General features: G+C 54.2%; 26 protein-coding genes. 21 read left to right on the top strand and 5 right to left on the bottom strand.

The genetic code is table 11. The features are described from left to right. The first annotated feature begins 33 nt into the window (after nt 1-33). A complete protein-coding gene (locus ACN0VD_RS00475; protein ID WP_417590471.1) occupies nt 34-1377 on the top strand; it encodes an APC family permease in 1344 nt (447 codons plus the stop codon). Between the two features lie 122 nt (nt 1378-1499). Beyond that, on the top strand, nt 1500-2195 hold the full coding sequence (locus tag ACN0VD_RS00470) for an aspartate/glutamate racemase family protein (RefSeq protein ID WP_417590469.1): 696 nt from the start codon (nt 1500-1502) through the stop codon (nt 2193-2195). Nucleotides 2196-2297: 102 nt separating this feature from the next. On the opposite strand, the gene ACN0VD_RS00465 is transcribed toward ACN0VD_RS00470, so the two are convergent. After that, nucleotides 2298-2483, bottom strand: a complete 186-nt coding sequence (locus ACN0VD_RS00465; RefSeq protein WP_417590467.1) for a hypothetical protein — start codon at nt 2481-2483, stop codon at nt 2298-2300. Nucleotides 2484-2742: 259 nt separating this feature from the next. Between ACN0VD_RS00465 and ACN0VD_RS00460 the strand changes: the two genes are divergently transcribed. The 6 genes from ACN0VD_RS00460 (at nt 2743) to ACN0VD_RS00435 (ending at nt 7938) form a co-directional block, all read left to right on the top strand. Further along, nucleotides 2743-3384 carry a peroxiredoxin gene (locus ACN0VD_RS00460; protein ID WP_417590465.1) on the top strand — a complete coding sequence of 214 codons (642 nt, stop codon included), beginning with the start codon at nt 2743-2745 and terminating at the stop codon, nt 3382-3384. Beyond that, entirely contained in the window at nt 3381-4061 is a 681-nt protein-coding gene (locus ACN0VD_RS00455; RefSeq protein ID WP_417590463.1) for a carbonic anhydrase, read from the top strand. Before ACN0VD_RS00460 ends, ACN0VD_RS00455 begins: the two co-directional genes overlap by 4 nt. 265 nt (nt 4062-4326) lie before the next feature. After that, entirely contained in the window at nt 4327-5175 is an 849-nt protein-coding gene (locus ACN0VD_RS00450) for a LysR family transcriptional regulator (protein WP_417590461.1), read from the top strand. Next, complete coding sequence (locus ACN0VD_RS00445; protein ID WP_417590459.1) at nt 5172-5642, top strand: DUF6306 domain-containing protein; 471 nt, start codon at nt 5172-5174, stop codon at nt 5640-5642. The genes ACN0VD_RS00450 and ACN0VD_RS00445 overlap by 4 nt, the downstream gene beginning before the upstream one ends. A gap of 225 nt (nt 5643-5867) precedes the next feature. Further along, a complete protein-coding gene (gene ctaD / locus ACN0VD_RS00440) occupies nt 5868-7508 on the top strand; it encodes a cytochrome c oxidase subunit I (RefSeq protein WP_417591063.1) in 1641 nt (546 codons plus the stop codon). 160 nt (nt 7509-7668) lie between these two features. After that, nucleotides 7669-7938: a hypothetical protein gene (locus ACN0VD_RS00435; protein ID WP_417590457.1), complete on the top strand. Its 270-nt coding sequence runs from the start codon at nt 7669-7671 to the stop codon at nt 7936-7938. Between the two features lie 77 nt (nt 7939-8015). Here the strand turns inward: ACN0VD_RS00435 and ACN0VD_RS00430 are convergent, their stop codons facing one another. The 3 genes from ACN0VD_RS00430 to ACN0VD_RS00420 are packed head-to-tail and all read right to left on the bottom strand — an operon-like array spanning nt 8016 to nt 9800. Further along, nucleotides 8016-8486, bottom strand: a complete 471-nt coding sequence (locus tag ACN0VD_RS00430; protein WP_417590455.1) for a c-type cytochrome — start codon at nt 8484-8486, stop codon at nt 8016-8018. A 30-nt stretch (nt 8487-8516) separates the two neighbouring features. Next, nucleotides 8517-9098: a ferritin-like domain-containing protein gene (locus ACN0VD_RS00425; protein ID WP_417590453.1), complete on the bottom strand. Its 582-nt coding sequence runs from the start codon at nt 9096-9098 to the stop codon at nt 8517-8519. Between the two features lie 3 nt (nt 9099-9101). Continuing rightward, a complete protein-coding gene (locus ACN0VD_RS00420; protein WP_417590451.1) occupies nt 9102-9800 on the bottom strand; it encodes an RNA polymerase sigma factor in 699 nt (232 codons plus the stop codon). 573 nt (nt 9801-10373) lie between these two features. On the opposite strand from ACN0VD_RS00420, the gene ACN0VD_RS00415 reads away from it, so the two are divergent. From ACN0VD_RS00415 to ACN0VD_RS00390, 6 genes are all read left to right on the top strand, one after another. Then, on the top strand, nt 10374-10691 hold the full coding sequence (locus ACN0VD_RS00415) for a DUF2171 domain-containing protein (protein ID WP_417590449.1): 318 nt from the start codon (nt 10374-10376) through the stop codon (nt 10689-10691). Between the two features lie 213 nt (nt 10692-10904). Then, nucleotides 10905-11270 (top strand): DUF488 domain-containing protein, encoded by a 366-nt coding sequence (locus ACN0VD_RS00410; RefSeq protein ID WP_417590447.1) that lies wholly within the window; start codon nt 10905-10907, stop codon nt 11268-11270. Nucleotides 11271-11654: 384 nt separating this feature from the next. Further along, nucleotides 11655-12677, top strand: coding sequence for a DUF2804 domain-containing protein (locus tag ACN0VD_RS00405; protein WP_417590445.1), 1023 nt, complete (start codon nt 11655-11657; stop codon nt 12675-12677). A gap of 509 nt (nt 12678-13186) precedes the next feature. Beyond that, nucleotides 13187-14371: an efflux RND transporter periplasmic adaptor subunit gene (locus ACN0VD_RS00400; RefSeq protein ID WP_417590443.1), complete on the top strand. Its 1185-nt coding sequence runs from the start codon at nt 13187-13189 to the stop codon at nt 14369-14371. Continuing rightward, on the top strand, nt 14368-17547 hold the full coding sequence (locus tag ACN0VD_RS00395; RefSeq protein WP_417590441.1) for an efflux RND transporter permease subunit: 3180 nt from the start codon (nt 14368-14370) through the stop codon (nt 17545-17547). The genes ACN0VD_RS00400 and ACN0VD_RS00395 overlap by 4 nt, the downstream gene beginning before the upstream one ends. After that, nucleotides 17544-18962 (top strand): efflux transporter outer membrane subunit, encoded by a 1419-nt coding sequence (locus ACN0VD_RS00390; RefSeq protein ID WP_417590439.1) that lies wholly within the window; start codon nt 17544-17546, stop codon nt 18960-18962. The genes ACN0VD_RS00395 and ACN0VD_RS00390 overlap by 4 nt, the downstream gene beginning before the upstream one ends. A gap of 32 nt (nt 18963-18994) precedes the next feature. On the opposite strand, the gene ACN0VD_RS00385 is transcribed toward ACN0VD_RS00390, so the two are convergent. Then, complete coding sequence (locus ACN0VD_RS00385) at nt 18995-19390, bottom strand: DUF302 domain-containing protein (RefSeq protein ID WP_417590437.1); 396 nt, start codon at nt 19388-19390, stop codon at nt 18995-18997. 393 nt (nt 19391-19783) lie between these two features. Here ACN0VD_RS00385 and ACN0VD_RS00380 point away from each other — a divergent pair, with 393 nt between their 5' ends. From ACN0VD_RS00380 to ACN0VD_RS00350, 7 genes are all read left to right on the top strand, one after another. Beyond that, nucleotides 19784-20131: an RcnB family protein gene (locus ACN0VD_RS00380; protein ID WP_417591061.1), complete on the top strand. Its 348-nt coding sequence runs from the start codon at nt 19784-19786 to the stop codon at nt 20129-20131. A gap of 332 nt (nt 20132-20463) precedes the next feature. Then, nucleotides 20464-21024 carry a LemA family protein gene (locus ACN0VD_RS00375; protein WP_417590435.1) on the top strand — a complete coding sequence of 187 codons (561 nt, stop codon included), beginning with the start codon at nt 20464-20466 and terminating at the stop codon, nt 21022-21024. 13 nt (nt 21025-21037) lie between these two features. Next, nucleotides 21038-23002, top strand: a complete 1965-nt coding sequence (locus tag ACN0VD_RS00370) for a DUF2207 domain-containing protein (protein WP_417590433.1) — start codon at nt 21038-21040, stop codon at nt 23000-23002. A gap of 205 nt (nt 23003-23207) precedes the next feature. Continuing rightward, the gene (locus tag ACN0VD_RS00365; RefSeq protein WP_417590431.1) at nt 23208-23600 is read left to right on the top strand and encodes a DUF2946 family protein; all 393 of its coding nucleotides are present in this window, start codon (nt 23208-23210) and stop codon (nt 23598-23600) included. Between the two features lie 73 nt (nt 23601-23673). Next, nucleotides 23674-24183, top strand: a complete 510-nt coding sequence (locus ACN0VD_RS00360) for a DUF2244 domain-containing protein (RefSeq protein ID WP_417590429.1) — start codon at nt 23674-23676, stop codon at nt 24181-24183. Between the two features lie 103 nt (nt 24184-24286). After that, nucleotides 24287-24796 (top strand): copper chaperone PCu(A)C, encoded by a 510-nt coding sequence (locus ACN0VD_RS00355; RefSeq protein WP_417590427.1) that lies wholly within the window; start codon nt 24287-24289, stop codon nt 24794-24796. Further along, the gene (locus ACN0VD_RS00350; RefSeq protein ID WP_417590425.1) at nt 24789-25442 is read left to right on the top strand and encodes an SCO family protein; all 654 of its coding nucleotides are present in this window, start codon (nt 24789-24791) and stop codon (nt 25440-25442) included. Before ACN0VD_RS00355 ends, ACN0VD_RS00350 begins: the two co-directional genes overlap by 8 nt. Nucleotides 25443-25529 lie beyond the last annotated feature (87 nt).

The raw sequence follows: 25529 nt of genomic DNA, 5'->3' as shown, positions 1-25529 counted from the left end.
TGAGGTGGCTTTTTTGTCCGGGGGGAAGAGGCAATGTTGAAGCAAGGTAGGTTACTGCGTGTTCTTGGCCTCGCTTTCGGCCTTGCGGCTGTCGTCGGTGGCGTCATTGGTCAGGGAATTCTTCGAAGTCCGGGAGTGGTCGCGGCGTCGACCGGATCGCCTGTGCTTATTTTTGCTCTGTGGGCGGGTGTCGGACTGCTCGTTTTGATCGCCGGGATGTGTTACGCCGAATTGGCGGCGGCTATTCCGCGCGCCGGCGGCTTTTATGCATACGTTGCGCGGGCGATCGGCCCGCGCGTGGGGGTCGCCGTAGGTCTGGCCGGACTATTCGGATCACTTCTTTCTCTCTCCATTCTCTCCTTCGTTATCGGCGAATTCCTGATTCGATTGGGCGTTTCCGACAGCGGCTTTGGCCCACAAGGTCTCGGTCTGCTTGCGCTTGCGGGCTTTTGCATGGTGAACGCGTTGGGCACGCGTGTTTCGGGCGGTTTGCAAGTTGGTTTTGCTGCATTCAAGGGCAGCGTGCTGATCGCACTCGTGATTGCGTTATTGGCCAGCCCCGGCGCCGTGCCTCCGACGCACCCCCCGGCCTTTCTTCGCAGCGACTGGATCGCGATTGGTACCGCGTTGATCGTGATCTGGAATACTTTCAACGGTTGGCAAAATGTAGTGTTTTTTGCCGAAGAAGTGGATGACCCGGGACGCAATATACCACGGTCGCTCGTCTTCGGCATAGTTGCAATCACCGGGATCTACCTGTTGGTGAATTTTGCCCTCGTCCACACGCTCGGCACTGCCGCTATGGCGGGATCGGAACTCGCGGTGGCCGATGCGGCAGGCCTCGCGATCGGTGAAACCGCTGATGTCGCAATTGCTGTTTTCAGCGTGATCTCTGTCGCTGCGATCGCGAACTATATGCTTGTCTCAGCAAGCAGGCTGCTCTTTTCACTGGCGCGCGCGGGCTTGTTCCCGGCGCCAATGGCTTATGTGGATCCCCGTGGCACTCCATTGTTCGCAATGCTTGCGATCGCCCTCGCCGCGAGCGTGTTTCTTGTGACAGGCACTTATCTCACCTTGGTTTCGATGCAGGCACCCTCAACGATACTTGCATTGATCGTGGTTATGGTTGCGCTCGTGATTCTTCGCCGCCGGGAACCGGGCTTGGCGCGCCCTTTCCGGGTTCCGCTTTATCCGTTCTCGGTCGGATTTGTGATTCTTTTCGCGAGTGCCCTGTTCGTGGTCTCCCTTATTCAGGACCCCATATCGGGTGCGCTGGGTCTGCTGGTCAACGGCGGGCTTATCGCCGCAGTCCTGATATTGGCGGGGCATCGCGCCAAGGACGCTATGCCGCCCGATTTGCACGAAACTGAGCAATAGTTTTTGGCCTCTTCTCCGATCGCGTCGACAGACCTCGGGCGGTTTGTCCCGATATTATTTTGTGCCGGTAAAAATTGCAGGCTAACAAAACAGGAAATGCAACGATCTCGGGGACGGAAATCATGAGGAAATTTGGTCTGGTCGGAGGACTGTCGTGGCTTTCCACCATCGACTATTATCGCGAATTGAACAAGGAAGTGAATCGGCACTTCAATGACAATGTTAATCCCCGCCTTTGCGTTGTAAGCCTCAATCAAAAGGAAATTCACGATCTTCAAAAGGCAGACGACTGGCAAACAATTGCCAGCATATTAATCGAAGCCGGAAAAGAACTGCAATCCGTTGGATGTGAGGGCCTGGCCTTTTGTGCAAACACACCTCACAAAATATACGAGGATGTACAGGATCATCTGGACATACCGGTCCTCCACATCGGCGATTCTGTTGGAAAATATATTGGCAAGATGGGCTACAGAAAAATCGGCCTGCTCGGGACACGTTATACGATGGAGGGGAATTTTATCCGGTCAAGGCTGGAAGACCGATATTCAGTTGATGTTATCGTCCCTGAAATGGAAGCAAGATGGAAAGTCCAATCGTTCCTGTATCAAGAAATGTCGCGTGGCGTTTTTTCCGTTGAAGCACGAGATTATTTTCTGGGATTGATCGACGATCTTAAATCCAAAGGTGCGCAAGCCGTGGTCCTTGGTTGCACAGAATTCCCGATATTGTTGAACAATGTCGATGCGGCTTTGCCAAAAATCGATAGCGCGATGTGTCACGTCGATGACATTGGAAAATTCATTCTGTCGATCTGAGCGCGGTGGTTCCGGAAATTGTCAACCTCACCATTCTGGCCGCATTATGCGGATCGCTCTCGTGGCTCCGCTACAAGCCAAAGGTCTAAAACGTCTATTTTTCTAAATGGAAGAATTGAAGAACGCCAAGGCTATCGCTGTTGCCTGCCGCCGCCTTGCAGATGTGATCATTGCGTCACCATCGCCATCAATCTCTCTTTCTATTCGAGCGACCATCTGATGAACATCGCTGTGCGTTATTTCCGCGCCGGTCATTGCGCGAACAAGAACAGGATAAGGCGTCTCCATGAGTTTCTTCTTTTTAAAGCGTGTTGAATAGCCAAATCATATACTAAAATGCCCTGGCGGACATCCTTAAAATTTTTCGGACAACCAACAACGAAATTGTTGATTTCCATTATTCTCCGGCTGCGCGTCAATCGGACATCAGGGTTCCAGACAGATTCAAATAATAGCAAAAAAATATGGGGTGAAACGCAATATCATTCGTTTGAGTGTGGATCATGATGTGTGCAAAAATATTCTCAAACGCATGAAAGGAGTCTCCATGACCATACAGCTTGGGCAGATATCCCCCGACTTCGAACAAGACAGTACCCATGGACGTATCAGCTTCCACGATTGCTTAGGTGATAGCTGGGGCGTGTTGTTCAGCCACCCCAAGAATTTTACGCCGGTATGCACGACCGAACTTGGTGAGGTGGCAAAGCTTCGGCCCGAGTGGGACAAGCGCAACGTAAAGCCCATCGGCCTGTCAGTTGATCCGGTCGAGGCGCACCATAAATGGGAAGAGGATATTGCGGAAACGCAGGGCGCTAAGCTTGATTTTCCGATGATCGCCGATCCTTATGGACGGGTTTCCGCTCTCTATGACATGATCCATCCCGATAGCGATCCAAATGTGACGGTTCGCTCGGTCTTTGTAATCGATCCTGCAAAAAAGGTTCGTCTGATTCTCACCTATCCGCCCAGCACAGGGCGGAACTTTGACGAAATACTTCGCGCCATAGACAGCCTTCAGCTCACGGATGCGCGCAGCATTGCAACCCCGGTGAACTGGGCGCCGGGAGAAGCGGTCGTAATTTCTCCAAAAATGTCAGAAGAAGAGGCTGCCCGTCAGTTTCCGCAGGGGTACAAGACACTCAAGCCATATTTGCGGATCGTTGATTTGCAGTCTGCCAACGAATGAGCAACAAGCTTGTGAAAGGCCCAACGCGCGCAAATTTCGTGATGTCTGACGACTACAGTCTTTTGACGTTATTCGGTAGAAACCGCGCATGGGCGGCATCGAAGACCCTCACCGACCCAAGGTTTTTCGATCGTCTCGTCGATCAGCAACGACCGCGCTATTTCTGGATTGGCTGTTCAGACAGCCGTGTGCCCGCGACCGAAATTGTCAATCTTGATCCGGGCGAAATGTTTGTCCACCGCAATGTGGCCAATTTGGCGTCGGCCTCGGATCGCAGTTTCGCTGCTGCCCTGCAATTTGCCGTCGACGTGCTCCGCGTGCAGCATATCATGGTGGTCGGCCATTATGGCTGCGGCGGGATAGAGGCCGCAATGAATGTTGATAGCGAAGACGCGATTGGCCATTGGCTTGCACCTGTGCGGACATTGTACCGCCATTCGTGCCAGGAAGATGGCGGCCAATTGTCTGCCAATGCTTTATGCGAACAGAATATATTTGCCCAGGTAGAGGCGCTGGCGGCCAATCCAATCGTTCGCGCCGCATGGAGTCAGGGGGCATCCCTCGAACTCCATGGCTGGATATATGCGATCGAAGATGGTTTGTTGCGACCGCTTTGCGGGCCGGTTCGGGCGCCTGGCACCACCGGTAGTTCCGCAGTTCCAGCAGCACCGTTGTGATTGTCTGTCGTGATTGCAAGCATATCAAAACAGATATCCCGAATGCGATATCTGTTCACAAGCCGATGACACAATCGATCGGGCGGGGGCCGTAGCCAAGCAGTGACGACACGCGCTTTGCTATTCTAAAATCGTCAGATATCATGCCACGAATATCTGGTAGGAAAGTTGGAGCAATGGGGGTTGTAAAAAGCGCAGCCGTTATATCGCCGGGCAAGGATATGGAATCGATACACGCGGCCCTGAATAGGAGGGGATTTGTGCAATGGATATTGTCGTAGCCCGAACCTTTCTGGAAGTGGTGAAAACCGGAAGTTTCGTGAATGCAGCCACCAATCTCAATTTGACGCAAACCGCAATTAGCGCCCGCATACGGGTATTGGAAGAACAGCTCGATCGACCGCTTTTTGTGCGCAGCAAAGCCGGTGCCAAGTTAACCCCCGCCGGGGAGAATTTTTTCCGTTTCGCCACCACCTTGGTCAAAGTGTGGGAAAGCGCCCAGCGCGCAGTCGCTTTGCCTCCAGGGCGCGATACGGTGGTCTCCGTAGGGGCGGAACTAAGTTTGTGGAGTCCGTTGCTGCGTCACTTTCTTTTGGGGATGCGCCGCGAGTGTCCGGAGATAGCCATGCGGATCCGGATCGAACAATCGGAACAGCTGATTGAACAAGTGCAGGATGGGTCCCTGGATGTCGCTGTCGTTTACGCCGCCCCGCACAGACCCGGTTTGATTGCCGAGCTTTTGTTCGAGGAGAAACTTGTGCATGTGCGGACCACGCCCATCGATCAGGATTTGACACCCGAAGACTATATTGAAATTGACTGGGGTGAAGAATTCGCCGCCAGCTATCGCTCCGCGTTTCCGGATATGCCCAATGCGGTGGTTTCCGTCAGCTATGGGCCATTGGCACTTGATTATCTGTTGGCCACAGGCGGCAGCGGCTATTTTCGCAAGGGATCTGTTCAGCCTCATCTGGAGGAGGGCCGACTTGCACTGCTTCCGGATAGTCCGCAATTCTCATATTCGGCTTATGTCGTTCATTCCTCTACCGCCAATATGGAAGTCATGGCCCGTATCCGTCGCGGATTGCGGATCGCATCGGAGATTTCGAGATGAGCAATAGTGATTCACCGCCAAACAGCACCGAGTATGGAGCGGATGGCTCTCCGCTCACCCATCCGGGACTGCTTGACGCCCTTAACCTGTTGCTGGAAGCCGAGCGCGCCGGCACCCGGGTCGCCATTTTTACGGACAAGGAAGTCCAATCGGGTGATCTCAAGAAATTTCTCGTCATGCTCAAACATGACGAGGCCCATTGGTGCGACATGCTGACACGCCATATCGAAAAACGGAATGGCACAGCGTCTCTGCAGTGCGGGGATTTTTTCGACAAGTCGATAGCCATTGATGATATCCGCGAGAGGCTGGAATTTCTCAATCGTGGCCAGGCGTGGGTCGTTCGCAAACTGGACGTTCTCCTGAGCAGCACGACAGACGCCGAATTGCGTGCCGATTTACAGATGATGCGCGACAACCATGTTGCCAATATAGCGGAAACCACCCGAATATTGGATGCCAGCTAGAATCTCTGCACCAATCATCCATCAATATAATTGGGGTAAAGCAGCAGAAAATTGCGTTTCGGTCGGCTTGATCCTTATGATAAATTCAAACCAGAAACTGAGCTTTTCATAGACCGTACCGATTGGGTTTCTGGATGGCTCCAGAGTGTCTCTTTCGGGCAAGCCAGCTTGGTGTCGATTGGCACCTGATTTGCTCTCCAGAGGCGTGAGGAGGCAGAATTGGCGTTGACGAATGAACTGTTACATGACGGGTTCCACCCGCCGATCGATGAACGCAGGCCCGCTTTCATGCAAAGATGGTTCATGTCCACCAATCACAAGGATATCGGAACGCTATATTTGATTTTCGCAATATTTGCCGGAATCGTGGGGGGCGCTATTTCCGGCCTGATGCGCCTTGAGCTTGCTCATCCCGGGATCCAATATTTGACGCATTGGGTGGCCAGTGGCGATTATACCGAGGCGCTCCATCTGTGGAATGTGCTGGTTACGACTCATGGCCTGATCATGATCTTCTTCGTGCTCATGCCGGCAATGGTCGGCGGTTTCGGCAACTGGTTTATACCGATCATGATTGGCGCACCGGATATGGCTTTTCCCCGGTTGAACAATGTTTCTTTCTGGCTCCTGGTACCGGCATTCTGCTTGCTGTCAGGGTCCGTCTTTGTGCCGGGAGGGACCGGCCTGGGGGCTGGAACAGGATGGACCTTATACGCTCCTTTGGCTACCGCAGGTTCTACCGGGCCGGCCGTGGACATGGTAATCTTGTCGATCCATATTGCCGGCGCATCTTCCATTCTCGGCGCAATAAACTTCATCACCACTATATCCAATATGCGCGCACCCGGCATGACCCTGCACAAAATGCCGCTGTTTGTTTGGGCTATTCTGGTCACCGCTTTCTTGCTGCTGTTGTCGATTCCCGTGCTTGCGGCTGCTATCACGATGCTGCTGACGGATCGCAATTTCGGCACGGCGTTTTTTGACTCGGCGAGCGGCGGAGATCCGGTACTCTATCAGCATCTGTTCTGGTTTTTCGGTCATCCAGAAGTCTATATCATGATCCTGCCCGGCTTTGGCATGGTCAGTCAGGTTATTTCTACATTCAGCCGCAAGCCCGTGTTCGGTTATCTCGGCATGGCCTATGCGATGGTCGCGATCGGCGTGATCGGTTTTGTGGTTTGGGCGCATCACATGTTTACCACCGGTATGTCGGTGAACGTTAAACTATATTTCACGGCCGCTTCCATGGTAATCGCTGTCCCAACCGGGATCAAGGTTTTCTCCTGGTTGGCGACGATGTGGGGAGGTTCGATCAGTTTCCAAACGCCACTGCTCTGGGCGCTTGGTTTCATATTCCTGTTTACCATCGGAGGCGTAACCGGAGTTGTGCTTGCGAACGGCGGAATAGATGATGCGTTGCACGATACATATTATGTGATCGCTCATTTCCACTACGTGCTGTCTCTTGGCGCGGTCTTCGCAATTTTTGCCGGATTCTATTATTGGTTCCCCAAAATGTCGGGGCGCATGTACAATGAGTTGCTGGGGAAATTGCATTTCTGGTTCTTTTTTGTGGGCGTGAATATTCTGTTTTTCCCGATGCATTTTCTGGGGCAGCAAGGAATGCCACGCCGGATACCGGACTATCCGGCTGCCTATGAATTCTGGAATTATATCGCGTCTCTGGGATACGGGGTCCTGCTCGTTGGTATGCTTTTCTTTTTTCTGAACATGGCGGTCTCGTTTATGGGCAGACGCTATGCCCCTGCCAATCCGTGGGGGCCTGGTGCAACGACACTCGAGTGGACGCTCTCAAGCCCGCCGCCCTATCATCAGTTTTCAATTCTGCCCCGGATAGATTGATGCTATGATAACAGGCCGAGACAAACAGACGCACCGGCGGGCGGGCATCATACGTCAGAGTTTATTCGCAATGTGAAGGTTCAATGAAACGGTAATCGAGTAGGAAATGGGAATCCCGGCAACACGGAAATCTGATCAAACGCCAACCCGATGTATGGATATGGCTGTTGCGGCAAGACTTGCAGCAAAGCGATATTTTGATGGCGCTGGGAATGTAGACGATATTTCCCGAAAAATCGTCCGCCAGTTTCTCAGCAAGAATGAATATCCGTCAGATGATTTGAACAGTCCCTATCAGTTGAAGGTACTGACCAGCGAACTGGTTCGGCAGGCGACTGCGATCATCGAACATAAATTGACCTCTGACCGGATTGATGAAGCATCAAGAGAGTCTTTTCCCGCAAGTGATCCACCTGCGTGGATCCACTGACCAGATTTGTTTCAGGCTCACAGGCCTGATCTTTCGCAAAGCGTTTGCGCGCTGATGCGGTTAGCATCCAGGCCGGATCATTTGGAAAGGGATTTGAGATAGGCGATGATCTGTTTCCGTTCCACCGGATCTTTCAAGCGGAATCCCATCGCGGTTCCCGGCGCAACAGCGGTGGGATTGGCGAGCCAGCGATCCAGATTTTTCTCGTTCCATCTCAGATTGAGCTGCTTGAGCGCCTTGGTATAACGATAATCAGGAACGGTTCCCGCCTTCCGTCCGAATAGGCCGCGATGGCGGGGCCCGACACGGTTCTGATCAACCGAATGACAGGCCCCGCACCGGCGGGTGTACAGTTGTTTTCCGGACATGACAGCACGGCCGGACATCAAGGCGGATACAGGAATGAATTGGGCTTCGACCGGAGCGCTATCATGAACAGCGACAGAGGCCGATGGCATTGAAACGGCGCGCTCCGTAGGGCTCTGCACAACGATGAATGCTGCGATAGCCGCAATCAACCCCAGCGCGATCTTCGGTCGAATATTCATTTCATGATACCTGCTTGCATGATGGCTGTCTTATCCGAATATCAAAGCGGCTTTCGGAATGGGTTCGCCCAGCGCATTGCCCAGAATCGCGGCATGGAACGCCTCGTCACCCGCCATCTGGGCGGCAACTTGATGAAAGTCGACGCCCAGCGAGGGGATAAGACCCAGATAGGCGTTCGCCGCGCCGCGCTCCAGACCGAGCGCGAGACGCAGGACGTCGGCCTGGTTTTTCAACGATGCAACATTCAGGGCCTCGGCATATTCGGCGTCCGTTTTCGCCGCCACAGGCGTTCCTCCCAGTTGTCTCACAGCTTTTTCCAGTTCGTCGCGATGGCCTTTATGGTGGCCCTGGAATGTTACCCCGATATCGACGACAGCGGGATCGAGCAGTCCGCTGGTTGCGGCAATCTGATAGGCGGCAATACCTTCGTGTTCGAGCGCAATGGCGGCGTTGAGCAACGATACGTCCTGCGCTGTATCTCCGCTGCCATTGGCGGTTGCCGCATTGGAACAGCCACCGACGATCATTGCGACCGCAGCGACCGACAGAGTCTTCCCCGCTCCTCCAATAAGCGAACGGCGCGAAGGCATTGGCAGTTGTCGGTCAGTCATGTTTCATTCTCCATTCTGGTTGATGCATATTGCGTTAAGAATCCGGTCCGTCATTGCCTCGCAATCTGCGCCTGCAAACACGATCATGTCGTCGAACAGGTCGGCATATTCGGTTTCCAGATCCTGACGTAAAAGTCGGCGCGCGCGAAACAGCCGGGACCGGACAGTCGCCGGATTTATGTCCAGAATATCGGCTGTTTCAGTCACCGACATTGCCTCGACATCGCGCAGCACAAAGACCGTGCGAAATTGCTCCGGTAGGCGGCCAATCGCGAGCTTTAGAAACTTGCCGAGTTCTTCTCTTACCAACCGGCTATCAGGCTGGCTGCGTGCACCACCGAGCGAAGCATAGTTGGAGCGATAATCTTCCATCAGGGCTACATCCTGCTTGTTAAGTGCGGCTTTGCGACGCTCAATCGAGCGCTGGCGATCTATCGCCGCATTCAGCGTAATCCGGGTGAGCCAGGTGGAGAGCGAGGACTGCCCCTCAAATTGTCCGATTACGGCGAACGCCTTGAGATAGGCATCCTGAACAACATCCTGTGCATCGGCATGATTGCGCAAAACGCTCCAGGCGGTCCGAAAAAGCCGTTGATTGTTGCGCATGGTGATCAGACTGATTGCTGACCTGTCCCGGGCATGGGCGTATCTGGCCAGTTCCTGATCGTTCAGTTTTTCATAATTGATAGCGGCGTTAGTCATTAACTATTTCGTCCTTCTGGCCATTTGACGACACAGATCAGAAAATGTTCCCGGCTTGACTTTTCCCTTCGAGAATTCGAGATTCCGGACATTGCGAAGACTAGCGATACCGAATGGATCAGGATGCACCGCTTTCTGTCACGTCAATGGCTTGTCATAGTCGAGTTTTTCTCATTTGTTGTCCACACGCGGTGATTTTTTCCGCATCCCGACCTTGCAGTCGGGAGTAGTCTTTCGGGCGATTTTTTGTTATAAGACGGGCACGATGTTCGGGGATTCGAGTCGGGAATGTGCATAGACATTGCGACGTGGAAGTGAGACCGACATGCAAGAAACTTTTGTATCGACATTTGCTGTTGAAGACGGGGTGCAGTTGGCACCGCATCTTTCATTTTGTACGAAATAAGCCCGCATATATATTTTAGGCAAAGATCGCAGATCAAGGATCAATGGCCGCCGATGTGGTTCCTGTTCCCCACCGGCATCGATTGAAAATCCTGATCGTAAACTCGTACCATAACAACCAGATTCTCGGGGGTCCGTAGATCATTATCATCACAGAAGGATCAGACGATGTACAACGCACAACAGATCAAAGCAGGTATGGAGGTCATTGACAGCGAAGGACGGCATATCGGAATTGTCGACCATGTTGACAAAGATGCTGTCGGTTTGGCCCGTGAAGGATTTTCCGATAATCTCCATCATTTCGTCCCCCTGGCTGCCGTGTTAAAGATCGATGGTAGGAAGCTTGTCGTCGAACCCGGTCACGCGACTACGATCGAAGCGGTTGAGGGTGCCATTCTCTATGCAAGACGTAGATCGCCGGCACAGCCTCCGATTTTCGGCACGAGTGGCCATGGGACGGGCAGTGGTGGTTCTGGCTTTTGATTGTTTCACCGCTCGTTTGCGGTAAAAGAGTCCTGAGACAGGGCGTAAACAAACCGGATTTGTCGGCGGCTTCATCGACGTGGTGCAGTGCATCCAGGCACGGACCCGTCGCGGGGGGTGTCGGCAGCCATCCGATCTCAGCCAAACAATAGTCACACGGACCAAAAGGAATTGCACATATGCAACCCGGGGCAAAGCATGAGAAGGTGACGAATGACGGGCAAGCATGAGGTCTGGATTGCGCGCATTTATGACAGGGACGCAAAAAGTCGCGGCGTCCGCCTGCTGATCGATCGCTTGTGGCCGCGCGGCATCGCAAAAAAGGAAATCGATGAATGGATCAAGGATGTCGCTCCAAGCAATGAATTGCGCAAATGGTTTGGCCATGATCCGGAAAAATGGGATGAATTTCGCAGGCGCTATCGCGCCGAGCTCTGTGAAAATCAGGATGCAGTCGAGCGATGCCTTGAATGGCTGCACAAGGGCGATGTGACTTTGCTTTACGGCGCAAAGGACAAGGAGCATAATCAGGCCATCTTGCTGCGCGACTTTCTTTTGGAAAAAGCCAGACAGCAATAGTGGCGGATCGTCGCTCCCTTCCCCCGTCCTGCAAGAGTATTTTCCTTAACCCGGTCAACCATATCCGTTCCAACCCGTCAGCCCGCAGCTTCTGAACGGAGCGCTCCTGTAACAGCAATGATTCTCTTCGGGCGCGATCAGTGAATCCCCTCCCCGGTTTTCAGGGAAATAGAAAAAAACTGCATTCGGCGGCTATGGTCGTCCTCCTGTCGATGAGGTTGGATTGTAATGTTGGTCGGTCCCGATATCCGCCCAGATTACCGACTATAGATTCACAAACTCGACGAACTCAGATCGCACTGTTACGCTGCAATCGGGTAGCGGTGTCCGCTCGCGGTCAAGAGAGGGCCTTCACCGGGTTCACACATTATATGAAGGACGGGCATGAGCAACAGGATTACTGAAAGAGGGAAACTGCTGGACGAAAATGGCATATTGAAGCGTGCCGGATGGGCCAATGCTCCGTTGCTTGAATATAATCGATCAGACATTCGTGCTTCGAGATTTAGAATCAAGGAATGGGACTATTACTGCATTTTGACAGAAACGCATGGCGTGGCTTTCACCATTGCGGATAACGGTTATATGGGCCTTGTTGCCGTAACTATCTTTGACTTTAATAACGCGCGGGAAATATCAAATTCCATTGTGCTGCCTTTCCCCATGGGTTCACTTAACTTGCCGCCCAGTTCGGAAGCTGGCGACGTTATTTTTGAAAGTGAAAAGCTTTCACTCAAATATATCCATGCGGAAGAAGCGAGACTGATCAAAATAGATTATGGGAATTTTTTCGAAAATGAGAACCTGTCCGGGTCTATCTTGCTGAAGCAGCCAGACGCGCTCGAATCGATGGTGATTGCCACCCCCTTCCCCAAAGACCGACGGGCATTTTACTATAACCAAAAAATAAACTGCATGGCTGCGGAGGGCGAACTGCGTCTGGGAAGCAAAACAATTGCATTTTCGCCCGATAGCGCTTTCGGTGTCCTCGACTGGGGGCGCGGTGTGTGGACGTATTCCAATACCTGGTATTGGGGATCAGCCTCCGGCAAAGTCGAGGGGAAAAGTTTCGGTTTTAATATTGGATACGGGTTTGGTGATACGTCAAAAGCGTCGGAGAATATGGTTTTTTATGAGGGAAAATCACACAAGCTTGATCGGGTAGAATTCCACATCCCGGACGATGATTTTCTGAAGCCGTGGCAATTTTCCAGCAATGACGGTCGATTTACAATGGATTTCGTGCCAATCCTTGATCGGCATTCCAATGCCAATATTATCATTGTAAAATCGACGCAGCATCAGGTTTTTGGAAAGTTCTCCGGAACAGTTCGGCTGGATAATGGCGAAGATATTGTCGTGAAAGATTTTTTGGGATTTGCTGAAAAAGTCTATAATCGATGGTGAACTTTCCCCGTGCTCGATATCCTCTCCCGTAGAAAATATCCGGCCTGGTTCCTGTGCTGTTCATAGGGGCATTGCTTGCCCCGCATGGGCCAAAGGCGTTTTTCCGGTGAGTTACGTACCGACGACCCCGCGACAATTTGATACAAAATGAACCTGTCCTGACAAGCGCCTGCATCCTATAGGGCCCCTGCGTTCTATTGGGTCGGGCAAGGATATTATCCTGAACCGGTGGCGGGAACGATGCCAAGATTGGCGGCGACTTCCGACAAGGTCCATTACCCATAAATTTTTGTAACCATCGCAATCGCGCGGCAACCAAACAGGAATTGATCAAATTGAGATTTATCAAACTAGAGAGGTTTTCCGTTCAATGATTGCCGTGCAAGCGCCCCTCGCCGACCGCATGCAATTAACGCAACGGACAACTGATAATTAGAGCTAGCGCCTTTCCAGACGCTTTGCTTCACCCGAAAATATAGCTTTACCAGCCCATTGGAGTCCCCCTTCCCATGTTACGTAAATATTATGTTGGTCTGCTTGTGCCGCTATTGCTGCTAAGTAGTTGCGACAACGCGACCGACAACAGGGCCAATGCCGAAATAGCCGTCGGTTACGTCGATATCACGCAAGAGAATATCACATTGGAAACAGAGTTATCAGGCAGGGTATCTGCTTCGGTAACTTCAGAAGTGCGACCGCAGATAACTGGCATTATCCAGAAAATGCTTTTTAAAGAAGGCAGCGTTGTCCGCGCCGGCCAGCCCTTGTACCAGATTGACTCCGCCACCTACCGCGCCAGCTACAACCAGACGAGTGCAGCGCTGAAAAATGCACGCATAGCCTTGGCTGCGGCCGAAGCGAAGGCCAGACGGTATGAAAGTCTGGGTGATATCGAGGCGGTCAGCAAACAGGATCGGGATGATGTTCTGGCTGAAGCACGACAAGCCCGGGCCGCAGTCGAACTGGCACAGGCCAATCTCCAATCCAATGCTATCAATCTTCGCTACACCAGCATCAAGGCGCCGATCAGCGGGCGTATCGGTGCTTCGGCCTATACCAAGGGCGCTCTGGTCACCGCAAGCCAGTCCGAGCCTCTCGCCACCATTCTGCAGCTCGATCCAATCTATGTGACGATTCAGCAATCGGCCGCGCAGATATTGCGATTGAGAAAGGCGCTGGCCAATGGCAACGTATTTCCCGCAACCGCGGATGTCAGCATCGTTCTGGAAGATGCCAGCGTCTACCCGATAAAAGGGCAATTGCAGTTCAGTGAGCCGGTTGTCGACGAAACGACAGGAACGGTAACGCTCCGCGCGACGGTGGCGAACCCACAGGCATTATTGCTTCCTGGCATGTATGTGACCGCGGTCTTGCCCGAGGCCGAGGTACAGGGCGCAATCCTCGCTCCCCAACAGGGCGTAAAGCGCAGCGCGACTGGCAAAAGCACTGCCTATGTCATCGATAAGGATGGCAAGGCAGCCAAACGCACCCTCGCCGTTGATCGGGCCATTGGTAACAAATGGCTGGTTACAAGTGGCTTGAAGGCGGGCGACAAGCTGATCGTTGAAGGTCTCGACAAGATAAAGGAAGGAGTGTCGCTAAAGCCGGTCAAGTTGAAATTACCCGAAGGCAGCGGTGCGCCGACCGTTATCGAGAATGGCTCTAATGCCGATACAAAAGCTGACAAAAAATGATCAGCAAATTTTTTATCGAGCGCCCGGTTTTCGCGTGGGTTATTGCCATAGGCATCATGTTGGCAGGTATCTTTGCCATCAACAATCTTGCCGTCGCGCAATATCCCGACGTCGCGTCCCCCAGCGTCAATATTAGCGCCACCTATACTGGCGCTTCCGCCGAAACTGTCGAAAACAGTGTTACCCAGATATTAGAGCAGCAACTGACTGGTCTCGACGGGCTGTTGTATTTCTCGTCGACTTCGACATCGGATGGCAGTGCGTCGATCACTGCTACCTTTGAAAAAGGCACCGATCCCGACACCGCTCAGGTTCAGGTGCAAAACAAGGTCCAGCAAGCTCTGGCACGGATGCCCGAGACCGTGCAGACGCAGGGCCTGACCGTCACCAAGTCGAACAGCGACTTTTTGATGGTGGTCGCGCTTTATGACGAGACGGACCAGTCTACTCCTACGGAAATTTCGGACTTTCTGGTCCGCAATTATCAGGACACATTGGCGCGTGTACAGGGTGTAGGCTCTTCGCGCGTCTTCGGTTCCGAATTCGCCATGCGGGTCTGGCTCGATCCGAACAAGCTGGCCAGTTTCAATTTGATGCCGTCGGACATAGATGCCGCCATCAGCAGCCAGAATGTGGAAGTATCGGCAGGGGAAATTGGCGCCTTGCCGGCAGTTGAAAGCCAGCGGTTGACGGCGACGGTTACCGCGAAAAGCAAGCTGGAAACACCGGAACAATTTGAAAATATCATCGTGAAATCGGCGACCGACGGCTCGGTCATATTGTTGAAAGATGTCGCCCGGGTGGAGATGGGACAGGAGAATTATGGCGTATCAGCACGATTGAATGGTCATCCAAGTGCCGGTATTGCGATCAATCTTGCCGCTGGTGCTGATGCCCTGGAAACCGGGGTCGCGGTCAAGGCCAAGATAGCCGAACTCGCTGACGACCTTCCCGATGGTTACAAGATAGCCTATCCGCGCGACAGCACCGAATTTATCAAAGTGTCGGTCGAAGAAGTCGCAGAAACCCTGATCGTCGCAATCCTGCTGGTGATCGTGGTGATGTATATTTTCCTGCAAAACTGGCGAGCGACATTGATACCGGCTGTTGCTGTCCCTGTAGTGCTCCTCGGCACATTTGGCTGCCTCGCACTATTTGGCTACTCGATCAACACTCTCACTATGTTCGGCATGGTATTGGCAATCGGCTTGTTGGTTGACGATGCCATCGTCGTCGTCGAAAATGTCGAAAGGGTGATGCGGGAAGAAAATCTCGATCCCAAGGCCGCGACCATCAAATCCATGGAGGAAATTGGCAGCGCCCTGATCGGAATCGCTGTTGTCGTCTCCGCCGTATTGCTGCCAATGGCATTTTTTGGAGGGTCCACCGGGGTTATCTATCGGCAGTTCTCGATAACCATCGTTTCCGCCATGCTCCTGTCGGTTGTCATGGCACTTATTCTATCTCCGGCAATGTGCGCGACTCTCTTGAAACCCGTAGCGGCACATTCGCAAAACTCCGAACCGGATGATCAAAAAACCGATATTCGCGGGTCGTTGCAACGCGGTTTTACCCGTTTCAACGATATGTTTGCCGCCATGTTGAAACGATATGTTTCCACAGCCTCATCGGTCATTGGCAAACGCAAACTCCATCTGATCGTGTATGTTGTTATCGTCGGTACCTTATCCTTGCTATTCCTTCGGCTCCCGACCAGCTTTCTGCCGACCGAGGACCAGGGCCAGGCGATGCTCTCTTTTCAGCTTCCCGCCGGTGCAACCGCAAATCGCACCGAAGTCGTGCGCGAGGAAATTATCGATTATTTTCTCAATGAAGAGAAAGAAAATCTGAATGCATTTTTCGCGATTGTGGGCACCTCTCCGAACGGATCCGGTCAGAATGCGGGGAGAGCGTTTGCGAGCCTCAAAGACTGGTCTGAGCGGACCGATGCCAGCCAAAGTGCGACCGCTATCACCCAGCGCGCAACGAAAAACCTGTCCTCGATTATCGATGCGCAAATCATCGCCATGACGCCCTCGCCTATTCAGGGCCTCGGCGATAGTAACGGTTTCCAATTTCAGTTGCTCAACAATAGCGGAATGAGCAATGACGAATTCGAGGCGGCACGGGACCGCGTTATCGCAGCGGCAAACGCAGATCCCGTGCTTACCGAAGTACGTGCCGGCGTGCTGCCTGATGCTCCCCAGTTGAAAGTCGATATAGACGACAGAAAGGTTGCCGCTCTTGGCCTGTCCGAAGCGGACGTGACGACAACGCTGAGTCATGCATGGGGCGGCACCTATGTTAACGATTTCATTGACCGCGGCCGGGTCAAGAAAGTCTATATGCAGGGTGATGCGCAATATCGCAGTTTACCGGAAGATCTCTCCCGCTGGCACGTACGTTCATCCGACGGAAGCATGGCTCCTTTCTCGTCATTTTCGACAACCCGATGGACCGAAGGGCCTTCAATCCTGTCACGTTTCAACGGTATTTCTTCGTATGAAATACAGGGTAGAGCCGCTGATGGGTCGAGCAGTGGGGAGGCGATGGAAAGGATGGCAGAAATCCAGCAGGAACTAGAACCCGGTCTGAGTTTTGCGTGGAGCGGCCTTTCCTACGAGGAGCAACAGTCCAGTGGGCAGGCTCCTCTGCTCTATGCCCTGTCTATGCTGGTCGTCTTTCTCTGCCTCGCAGCGCTGTATGAAAGCTGGGCGATACCTTTCGCCGTGCTGATGGTGGTACCGCTGGGCCTGATCGGTTCTGTTCTGGCGGTCACATTTCGCGGGCTGGACAATAATATCTATTTTCAGGTCGGGCTGCTCACGACGATCGGCCTGTCCGCCAAAAATGCCATTTTGATCGTTGAGTTTGCAGAAATGTCCGTGCGTCAGGGCACCGGCCTTATTGCCTCGGCGCTGGCGGCGGCACGCACGCGGCTGCGTCCGATCATCATGACTTCACTTGCTTTCATCGTCGGAGTGCTGCCGCTGGCATTGGCCAGCGGGGCGGGCGCGCAAAGCCGAATAGCGATCGGAACGGCGGTGGTAGGCGGCACATTGACCGCGACATTCCTGGCAATATTCTATGTGCCGATGTTCTTCGTCATCATCGCTGCCCTTTTTGGCCACGGCAAAATCGACGAAGGCGAACTCGAACAAGGAGAAAGCGAATGAGACGGACATTTATTACCACTCCGCTTCTCGTGGCATTGCTTAGCGGCTGTGCGATTTCGCGTGATTATGCAAATTATGAGAGACCTGCGGCCCCCATACCGGCCTCACTGCCTGACGAGGGTATCTACGCTCCACTGCCGTCTGCGGCACAGGCAGGTCTTGCTTGGCAGGAGTTGATTCAGGACGAGAATCTGACTGAACTTGTCCAAACAGCCCTGACAAACAACCGTGATCTTGCGTCTGCCGTCGCCAATATCGGTATGGCGCGCGCGCTGTACCGGGCGCAGAGCAGCGAACGTTTGCCGACGATCAGCGCAGGCGTTTCGACGGGCAGCACCGATGTAACCAGCTCCAGTAGCGGCGTGAACAGTTATGCAGCCAATATCGGGCTCAGCGCGTTCGAAATAGATCTGTTCGGGCGGGTCCAGTCGCTCACACAGGCAGAACGGGAAAGCTACTTGTCCAGCCGTGCCGCTGCCGAGTCCACGCGGATCAGTCTAATCGCCGAAATAGCGACCAGCTACGTGACGCTGGCCGCCGATCAGGAATTGCTCGCATTGGCACAGCGTACGGAGGCCTCCCGGGAACGCTCGCTGCAACTGACGCTTGCGCTCAATAATGCCGGGCTGGCGAGCAAGGTTGACGTGCGGCAAGCCGAAACAAATCTCGCATCTGCCCGTTCCGATATCGCCGCAAGTATGACGCAAGTGGCTCAAGATAAAAATGCGCTGGCTTTGCTTCTGGGCGTACCATATGAGGAGCGATGGAATCCGCCGGCTCTCGAAACGGTGGAGCAGCATATTTCAACGGTGCCGATCGGGCTTTCTTCGACCATATTGTTGGCACGCCCGGATGTGATGCAGGCGGAACATGAATTAATGGGCGCCAATGCCAATGTCGACGCCGCGCGCGCGGCCCTGTTCCCGACCATCAGCCTGACCTCCAGTCTCGGATTTGCGAGCAATGCGCTGGCGTCGCTGTTCACCGGTGGTGCCTTTGGAGTTCCGGCAAGCGGTAGTGCAAGCATAGATATATTTGGTGGCGATAGGCCGGCAAATCTCGAATTTAGCAAAGCCGAACGCGCTCTTTATCAGGCTCAATATGAGAAAGCCATACAGACCGCATTTCGTGAAGTCGCCGATGCACTCGCCAGAGCGGCAACTATCGAAGAGCAGATGCAGGCGCAAAATGATCTGGTTCGTTCAGCCGGCGAAAGCTTGATATTGGCCAATGCCCGTTACAGTAAAGGCATTGATGATTATTTTTCCGTTCTTGATGCACAGCGTACCGCCTATAGTGCCGAACAAAGCCGCATCGCTACCCTGCTTGCCAAAATCAGCAACCGGATTACCCAATATCGCGTGATCGGCAACGACCGCGATGATGGCTGGACAGCGAAAATATCGACACGGTAAAGGACCGATGCCTGTTCCCGTCCTCACCGTGTTCAGGGTTGGCCGCTTGTTTTTGCCAAAACCGCAATCACGCGGGACAGCTTGTCGCGAACAGCGGATGCGGCCTTTTTCAACGCGGGATTGTCGATCGCCTGCATTGACGCAACAGGATTGATCGCGGCGACTTCCACTTTTCCGTCATCGAACTGCTGGATGATGACATTGCAGGGCAGCATGGTTCCGACCTTGCCCTCTAGCAGCAATGCCTGATGGGCCAGCTCGGGATTACAGGCACCCAAAATGGTATAAGGCCGGAAGTCCACATCGATTTTAGTCTTCAATGTCTGCTGCACATCGACGCGGGTAAGCACTCCAAAGCCCTCGGTCTTGAGCGCCGCTTCGGTGCGTTCAATGGCTTCGTCAAAAGACATGTCCAGCGTTGTGGCCATATAATAGTTCATAAGCGCCTCAGCAAAGGATCGTTCTTTGGGGGATGGTGCGTGTTTCCGAAATACGCAGTTCTACATAGCCCGCTGACGACGGCCTGCGGCTTTCCCCGATCCTCATTCCGCTCGGCCGATCCTAAGTATCATTACGAGTTTATTCTGAACCCGTCTTTCGGGATTCTCTCGGCTTATCGCGGGAGGTGCGTTGAGCCGCCCTGACCCAGTCAATGGGAAATCTAGAAAGGAAAATATGATGAAACCCCTTTCCACTTCGCTTGCAGCCATTATTTTCCTGACCTTATTGTCGACACAGGTCTCTGCACAGAAGCATGGAAAAGCGCGTAACGACAGTGGTCCCCAGCACACCGAGCGCCACCGCGTCGCTCCTCCGACAAAATCATATTCCGGTCCGTCCCGATATCATCCGGGCACGGTCCGCGCAATCTTGACCAGCTTCGGCACAAAATTGTCCCCAACACCTATCGACACAATTATCGTGCTGTAAAACGTTATCGTGCAAAGCCCTATGTCAGGCCAAGGGGCTGGTATTCCCACCGTTGGATTTACGGCGATATTCTCCCTTCGCTGTTCTGGACACGGAAATACTGGATCGATGATTTCTGGCGCTACGGCCTGTCTATCCCTCCGCATGGTCATGTCTGGGTACGGTATGACAAGGATGCCTTGCTCGTCGAGATCAGCACCGGCGTTATCCTGCAAGTGATTTACGACATCTATTATTAGCGCCAAAGCGGAGACCGGGCGATGCTAGTCTGCCTTTTCTGCACGGGCTTTTATTATCGGTGCAATGAACCCATAAGGCGTATCAACGGGCTTTTGGTTCAAGTCGGGATAACCCTTTTTCCACCCCGTCCGGGAAAGGCCAGTTTGTTTGCTATCCTTGTTCCGGTGACAATTGGAACATGATTTGATCGCCCGTCTTTCATCCGGAACTGTCCTCCGGACGGCGTGGCACCGGCCTGAAGCCACCAGCAAGCCCCGTGCGCCGCCGCAACAGAGTCTGGCTTTCTCAACATTTTGGATGTAGATCAGGGTTCTAACCGCAGGATGGGAGAGTGGGTGTGGTAATCTGGATTATTATTGGTGTTGCCGTTCTGGTGATATCCTATGTGGTCGTCATATATAACCGGCTGGTTCGACTGCGCGCTCTGGTCCGCGAGTCCTGGAGCGGAATTACCGTACAGCTTCGTCGGCGGGCAGATCTCGTGCCGAACCTTGTCTCCGCGGTAAAGGGATATGCCTCGCATGAGCGCGAATTGCTCGAAAATGTCACCGCCCATCGTGGCGATGCGATATCAGCAAAGAGCGTCGGCGCTACCGCACAGGCAGATGCGGCACTCAGCGGGATGTTGGGGCGTCTCATAGCCGTGGCAGAGGCATATCCCGACCTCAAGGCGGATGCAAATTTCCGGCAGCTCCAGGATGAACTTTCGGAAGTCGAGGAGGAACTGGCAAGAGCGAGACGCTATTACAACGCCACCGTCCGCGACCTGAACACGCAGGTGCAGTCATTCCCGGACGTCGTGGTGGCCCAGCCGCTGGGCTTCAAGGTGGAGGAACCGTATGCCGACGCGGATACGGCGATACAGACCGCGCCAAAAGTCGATTTCGGCTGAGGGGACCGAGGCCATGAACGCTTTGCGTTGGTTTTTCGCATTACTGATTCTGTCGATTCCGGCAGCGCTTCCGGCGCAGGCTCCAGGCACGACAGGGGATCTCTGGGACGTTGCGCACAAACAGGAACGCATTCTAAATTTTCTGAGTGCAGTAACGGTGGAGCCGAATGGCGATCTTGATGTTACCGAAACAATCAGACTGGTTTCGCTGGGCCAGGAGATCAACCACGGCATCCAGCGCGACTTTCCGACAAGCTACCGCAATCGAGCAGGCCAGCAGACCAGAGTGGGCTTCACCGTCATCTCGGTCCAGCGTGACGGGCAGGACGAGCCCTGGGAACGGATCAGCCTGAGCAACGGCGTACGCATCCGTATCGGTTCTGCCGAGGTCACATTGCCTCCCGGCGAACATGTCTATTCCATCCGTTATCGCACCACCCGTCAGATCGCTTACGGCGACACAAATGACGAACTCTACTGGAATGTTACCGGCACAGGCTGGACCTTCCCGATCGACGCGGCGGAGGCGCGCATCACCCTGCCCGCAGCAACCGGCTTTGGCGACCGCGCGGTTTATACCGGGCCTCAGGGCGCGACCGATAATAATGCCGAACTGATCGAGGAAAAGCCCGGCTATATCGCATTCCGGACCAATCGGCCGCTCGGTCGTGAGGAAGGACTGACCGTAGCCGTTGCTTTCCCCAAGGGCGTACTGGACCGCCCCGGTGCAGCGCAACGCACTGCCTGGTGGTTTCAGGACTGGGGGCCCTTATTCACGGCGCTGCTCGCTTTGCTCGGCCTGATTGTCTATTATATACGCGCGTGGTGGATCGCAGGGCGCGACCCTCGACCGGGAACAATCGTCCCGATATTCTCCCCGCCCGACGATTTGAGTCCGTCGGCGGTGCGCTACATCACCAACATGAAGTTTGACGATCGCGGCTTTTCGGCTGCCCTGGTCTATCTCGCCGTGCGCAAATATCTCCACATCAGCCAGGAAAAAGGCGGCTGGCTGAGCAAGGGCAGCACGACGTTGAGCCGCACCGATCGGCCCGGCACCGCCGCCGGTCCCAGCCTGCCGCCGCCCGAAAAGGCGATGTATGTAAAATTATTCTCCGGACGTGAGGAAATCGAGCTCAAGCAAAAAAATCATGCGGCGCTGCAGGCGGCGCGCGCAGAGCTGATGAAGGGCCTTGACGATGCGTATGCTGGCTCGATGTTCCGCAAGAACAGTGATTGGGCAGTCTATGGATTGCTTCTGATATTGCTGGCAATGCTGGGCACCGCCATGGTCGGTCTGCTCGCGGCGTCGGCGGTGCCAATGGGCCTGAAGGTCGGGCTGCCGCTGCTCGCCGCAACCCTGCTTGCTGCTGCCTGGGGCGTGCGCAGAAAGGCCGCCAATACCAAGGGATGCATTCTGTGGGCCGTCGCGGCCGGTCTCGGGCTGGCGGGTGTTGCCGCCGCGCTTGCCACGATCGGCTTCGCTCTCGAGATCGGAACTTTCACGCTATTCCTGCCGCTTTTGATACTGCCGGTCGCGATCAGTGCCTTCTGGTGGATGTATGCGCCGACCGCCGAAGGGCGCCGGGTAATGGACAGGATCGCTGGCTTTCGCCAGTATCTCTCGATCACGGAGGAGGAGCGGCTGGAGTCCATGCATCCACCGGAAAAGACGCCCGAACTGTTCGAGCGCTATCTTCCTTATGCTATCGCGCTCGATGTAGAGAATAGCTGGGCGGAGCGATTTTCCGGCGTGCTTGCGGCTGCGGCCGCAGCCGGTGCGACGGCCCAGACCGCGAGTTGGTACAGCGGTGACAGCAACGTCTGGGATAATCCGAGCGGTTTCGCCAGCAATATCGGCTCTTCCTTTGCAAGCACCGTTTCTTCCGCATCTGCGTCGCCGAGTAGTGGTGGCGGTTCTTCGGGTGGAGGATCATCCGGCGGCGGTGGCGGTGGTGGTGGTGGCTCGGGCTGGTAGAACCCTTTCCCGACAGGATGGCAGCTATGTGCCACCATGTCTTCAGACCGGCAAACACCCATAATATCCATCGCTGGCACGCCTCCCGATTTTGCGTAGCGGCTCTTCGGCATGCACGCGCTTCATTTCTTGGTGCATTTCAATTGCATGATGACAGAATCGCCGGTCACAGTTATGTGCCCGACTGATGGATGGTCTGCGCTCCTTGATTCGAAATCATCGGCATAGCGTTCTCGCGCTGCTTGTGCTGGTGCTTTGCATCAAGGCACTGGTCCCCAACGGGTTCATGGTTTCGGAATCCGGTGAAAGCTTTTTGACCGTCACGATCTGCTCTGAAAGCTCCGGCGACCTGAAACAGGTTCAACTGGTTATTCCCCGTACGGAACAGGGCGGCCAACATTCTGATCACAGGCCGAAGGGCGAGCATTGTGCTTTCGCCGGACTGTCCCATTTTGCGCTGGGCGGGGTAGACATATTCCTGCTCGCTCTCGCCTTGGCTTTTCTCATCATACGCGGTCTGGCACCAACGCAGTGTCAGCCTTATCGGTTCATCTCCAATCTCCGTCCGCCGCTCCGCGGACCTCCGGCGGCCGCCTAACACTCTCGATTGATTTTGTTGGCCAATCCCGACCGCATGTCTTGCATGCGCGCCGGACTATCGGAGATAAACCATGTATTCGATTCACAATTGCCCCGACGGGCAGTCCTGCCCGGCAATGCCCGCACCACGTGCTGGCGATGCACCTGTTACGCTCCATCTGTTGGAGAACCGATCCAGCCTCTCGCAAGACGCACGCGTCACGTTTACCACGCTCATTTGCTTGTTCATGGTCATGACCATCCTACCTGCCGCAAAGGGAGAATTGCTTGTGCCAGTCTTTTCTCTCGGCACGATGGCGCTGTTACTCGGAGCGATCGAATGGCACCGACGGAAATCGCCGGCGAACGAATGGTTGACCATAGAGGAAGAACGTCTTCGATGGTGGAGCAACAGCCACGATAAAGTTGACTTCCCCAAACGTCTTACGCGGTTGGTAAAGGTCGAGCCTACCCCTTCATGCCTGCGGCTATTTCTGGAAACCCGGTCCCGGCGGATCGAGATCGGGCGTTGTCTTAGCCTCGACGAGAAGCGCTCTGTCGCATCACTTATCGCACTCCGGTTGAAGGAGACCCCCGCGTGAGCTCTGAAGGCTTTCCCAACCAACCCTGTTACCTGTCGTCTGATCATAACGCCGCCATTGTCGGCGGATGTTTTTTCTACACCAACATATTGGAGATTATCTAATGCCTGTTCGTTCAATATTTGCCGCTGCGGCTCTGTCCGGCGTGGTTTTGCTGTCCGCCTGTGATCCCGCTCCCAAATCCGAAACTCAGGCTGAATCTGAAACAGCATCCAGCCAGATCAACATTAGCAACGCCTGGTCACGCGAGACCGCCCAAGGTCAAGACGCTGGCGGCGCATTCATGACCATTGTGAACACCAGCGATGGCGCAGATCGTCTGTTGGGCGGGACAACGTCGGTCGCGCAGGAAGTCCAGGTCCACACCGTCGACATGACCGGCGGCGTTATGAGAATGCGCCAGTTAAAGGATGGCCTGGAAATACCGGCAGGTGGCACGGTCATGCTCGCGCCGGGCAATTTTCACATCATGCTGATGCAACTGAAGCAGCCGCTGGAACAGGAAACCACCGTACCGGTTGTACTGCAATTTGAAAAAGCAGGAGATGTCGAGGTTGAGCTTGTTGTTCAGCCCGTCGGCAGCGAAGGCCCGATGGGGAATGATCATGACTGATAATATTCCTCAAACGGACGCCGAACATGTCGCTGCATCACGTCCTAAAAAACTCAGACTGGTGCGTCTCTTCCTCTGGTCGGCTGTTGCGCTACTGGGCGGCGGGCTGCTGTTCATGATGGTGAACGAAAATGGCCGCGAGACGGTGGAACAGGACAATTACGCCGGCTCTGTTGGTGGGCGGTTTGCGCTGACGGCCCCAGACGGCAGCATCGTTACGGACCAGACGCTGAAAGGGAAGCCCTTTGCGATCTTCTTCGGTTTTACCCGCTGTCCGGATGTCTGTCCGACCACCCTCTCCCGCCTGACCAAGTTGCGCAAGGAAATGGGCGAGGACGGGAATAAGTTCGAGATCGTGTTCGTCTCGGTCGATCCGGAATATGACAGCCCGGAAGATATCGGGCGCTATATTGCATTATTCGGTACTCCGATCATTGGTCTCACCGGTTCGAGCAAGGAAATCGCCGATACCGCCAAGGCCTACCACGCATTTTACGAAAAAGTGCCGGTCGAGGGCGGTGACTATACAATCGATCATAGTGCCGGTGTCTATCTCATGGATGCCGAAGGCAATCTCCAGTCGATCATTGATTATCACGAAAAGCTTGAGACCTCGCTCGCAAAACTCAAGCGGCTGGTCGGATAATAGGAACATTCAGGAGAATATGTGCTCGGGGCGTTCGGCGTGTCTACGCCCCTGCCCTTCGGCGCCCATGTGGAGGGAGGACCAGAT

This window comes from Parasphingorhabdus sp. (genome assembly GCF_048267785.1).
In the GTDB taxonomy this organism is placed as follows: domain Bacteria; phylum Pseudomonadota; class Alphaproteobacteria; order Sphingomonadales; family Sphingomonadaceae; genus Parasphingorhabdus.
Note: the sequence above shows the minus strand (reverse complement) of the source record. Positions and strands in the feature narration are given on the sequence as shown.

Coding starts and splice junctions, on each gene's coding strand:
- ACN0VD_RS00355 (WP_417590427.1), top strand. CDS start 24,287: ATGCCTGTTCGTTCAATATTTGCCGCTGCGGCTCTGTCCGGCGTGGTT.
- ACN0VD_RS00460 (WP_417590465.1), top strand. CDS start 2,743: ATGACCATACAGCTTGGGCAGATATCCCCCGACTTCGAACAAGACAGT.
- ACN0VD_RS00475 (WP_417590471.1), top strand. CDS start 34: ATGTTGAAGCAAGGTAGGTTACTGCGTGTTCTTGGCCTCGCTTTCGGC.
- ACN0VD_RS00400 (WP_417590443.1), top strand. CDS start 13,187: ATGTTACGTAAATATTATGTTGGTCTGCTTGTGCCGCTATTGCTGCTA.
- ACN0VD_RS00405 (WP_417590445.1), top strand. CDS start 11,655: ATGAGCAACAGGATTACTGAAAGAGGGAAACTGCTGGACGAAAATGGC.
- ACN0VD_RS00420 (WP_417590451.1), bottom strand. CDS start 9,800: ATGACTAACGCCGCTATCAATTATGAAAAACTGAACGATCAGGAACTG.
- ACN0VD_RS00385 (WP_417590437.1), bottom strand. CDS start 19,390: ATGGCCACAACGCTGGACATGTCTTTTGACGAAGCCATTGAACGCACC.
- ACN0VD_RS00425 (WP_417590453.1), bottom strand. CDS start 9,098: ATGACTGACCGACAACTGCCAATGCCTTCGCGCCGTTCGCTTATTGGA.
- ACN0VD_RS00470 (WP_417590469.1), top strand. CDS start 1,500: ATGAGGAAATTTGGTCTGGTCGGAGGACTGTCGTGGCTTTCCACCATC.
- ACN0VD_RS00445 (WP_417590459.1), top strand. CDS start 5,172: ATGAGCAATAGTGATTCACCGCCAAACAGCACCGAGTATGGAGCGGAT.
- ACN0VD_RS00430 (WP_417590455.1), bottom strand. CDS start 8,486: ATGAATATTCGACCGAAGATCGCGCTGGGGTTGATTGCGGCTATCGCA.
- ACN0VD_RS00465 (WP_417590467.1), bottom strand. CDS start 2,483: ATGGAGACGCCTTATCCTGTTCTTGTTCGCGCAATGACCGGCGCGGAA.
- ACN0VD_RS00450 (WP_417590461.1), top strand. CDS start 4,327: ATGGATATTGTCGTAGCCCGAACCTTTCTGGAAGTGGTGAAAACCGGA.
- ACN0VD_RS00435 (WP_417590457.1), top strand. CDS start 7,669: ATGGCTGTTGCGGCAAGACTTGCAGCAAAGCGATATTTTGATGGCGCT.
- ACN0VD_RS00415 (WP_417590449.1), top strand. CDS start 10,374: ATGTACAACGCACAACAGATCAAAGCAGGTATGGAGGTCATTGACAGC.
- ACN0VD_RS00410 (WP_417590447.1), top strand. CDS start 10,905: ATGACGGGCAAGCATGAGGTCTGGATTGCGCGCATTTATGACAGGGAC.
- ACN0VD_RS00370 (WP_417590433.1), top strand. CDS start 21,038: ATGAACGCTTTGCGTTGGTTTTTCGCATTACTGATTCTGTCGATTCCG.
- ACN0VD_RS00395 (WP_417590441.1), top strand. CDS start 14,368: ATGATCAGCAAATTTTTTATCGAGCGCCCGGTTTTCGCGTGGGTTATT.
- ACN0VD_RS00455 (WP_417590463.1), top strand. CDS start 3,381: ATGAGCAACAAGCTTGTGAAAGGCCCAACGCGCGCAAATTTCGTGATG.
- ACN0VD_RS00360 (WP_417590429.1), top strand. CDS start 23,674: ATGTATTCGATTCACAATTGCCCCGACGGGCAGTCCTGCCCGGCAATG.
- ACN0VD_RS00390 (WP_417590439.1), top strand. CDS start 17,544: ATGAGACGGACATTTATTACCACTCCGCTTCTCGTGGCATTGCTTAGC.
- ACN0VD_RS00350 (WP_417590425.1), top strand. CDS start 24,789: ATGACTGATAATATTCCTCAAACGGACGCCGAACATGTCGCTGCATCA.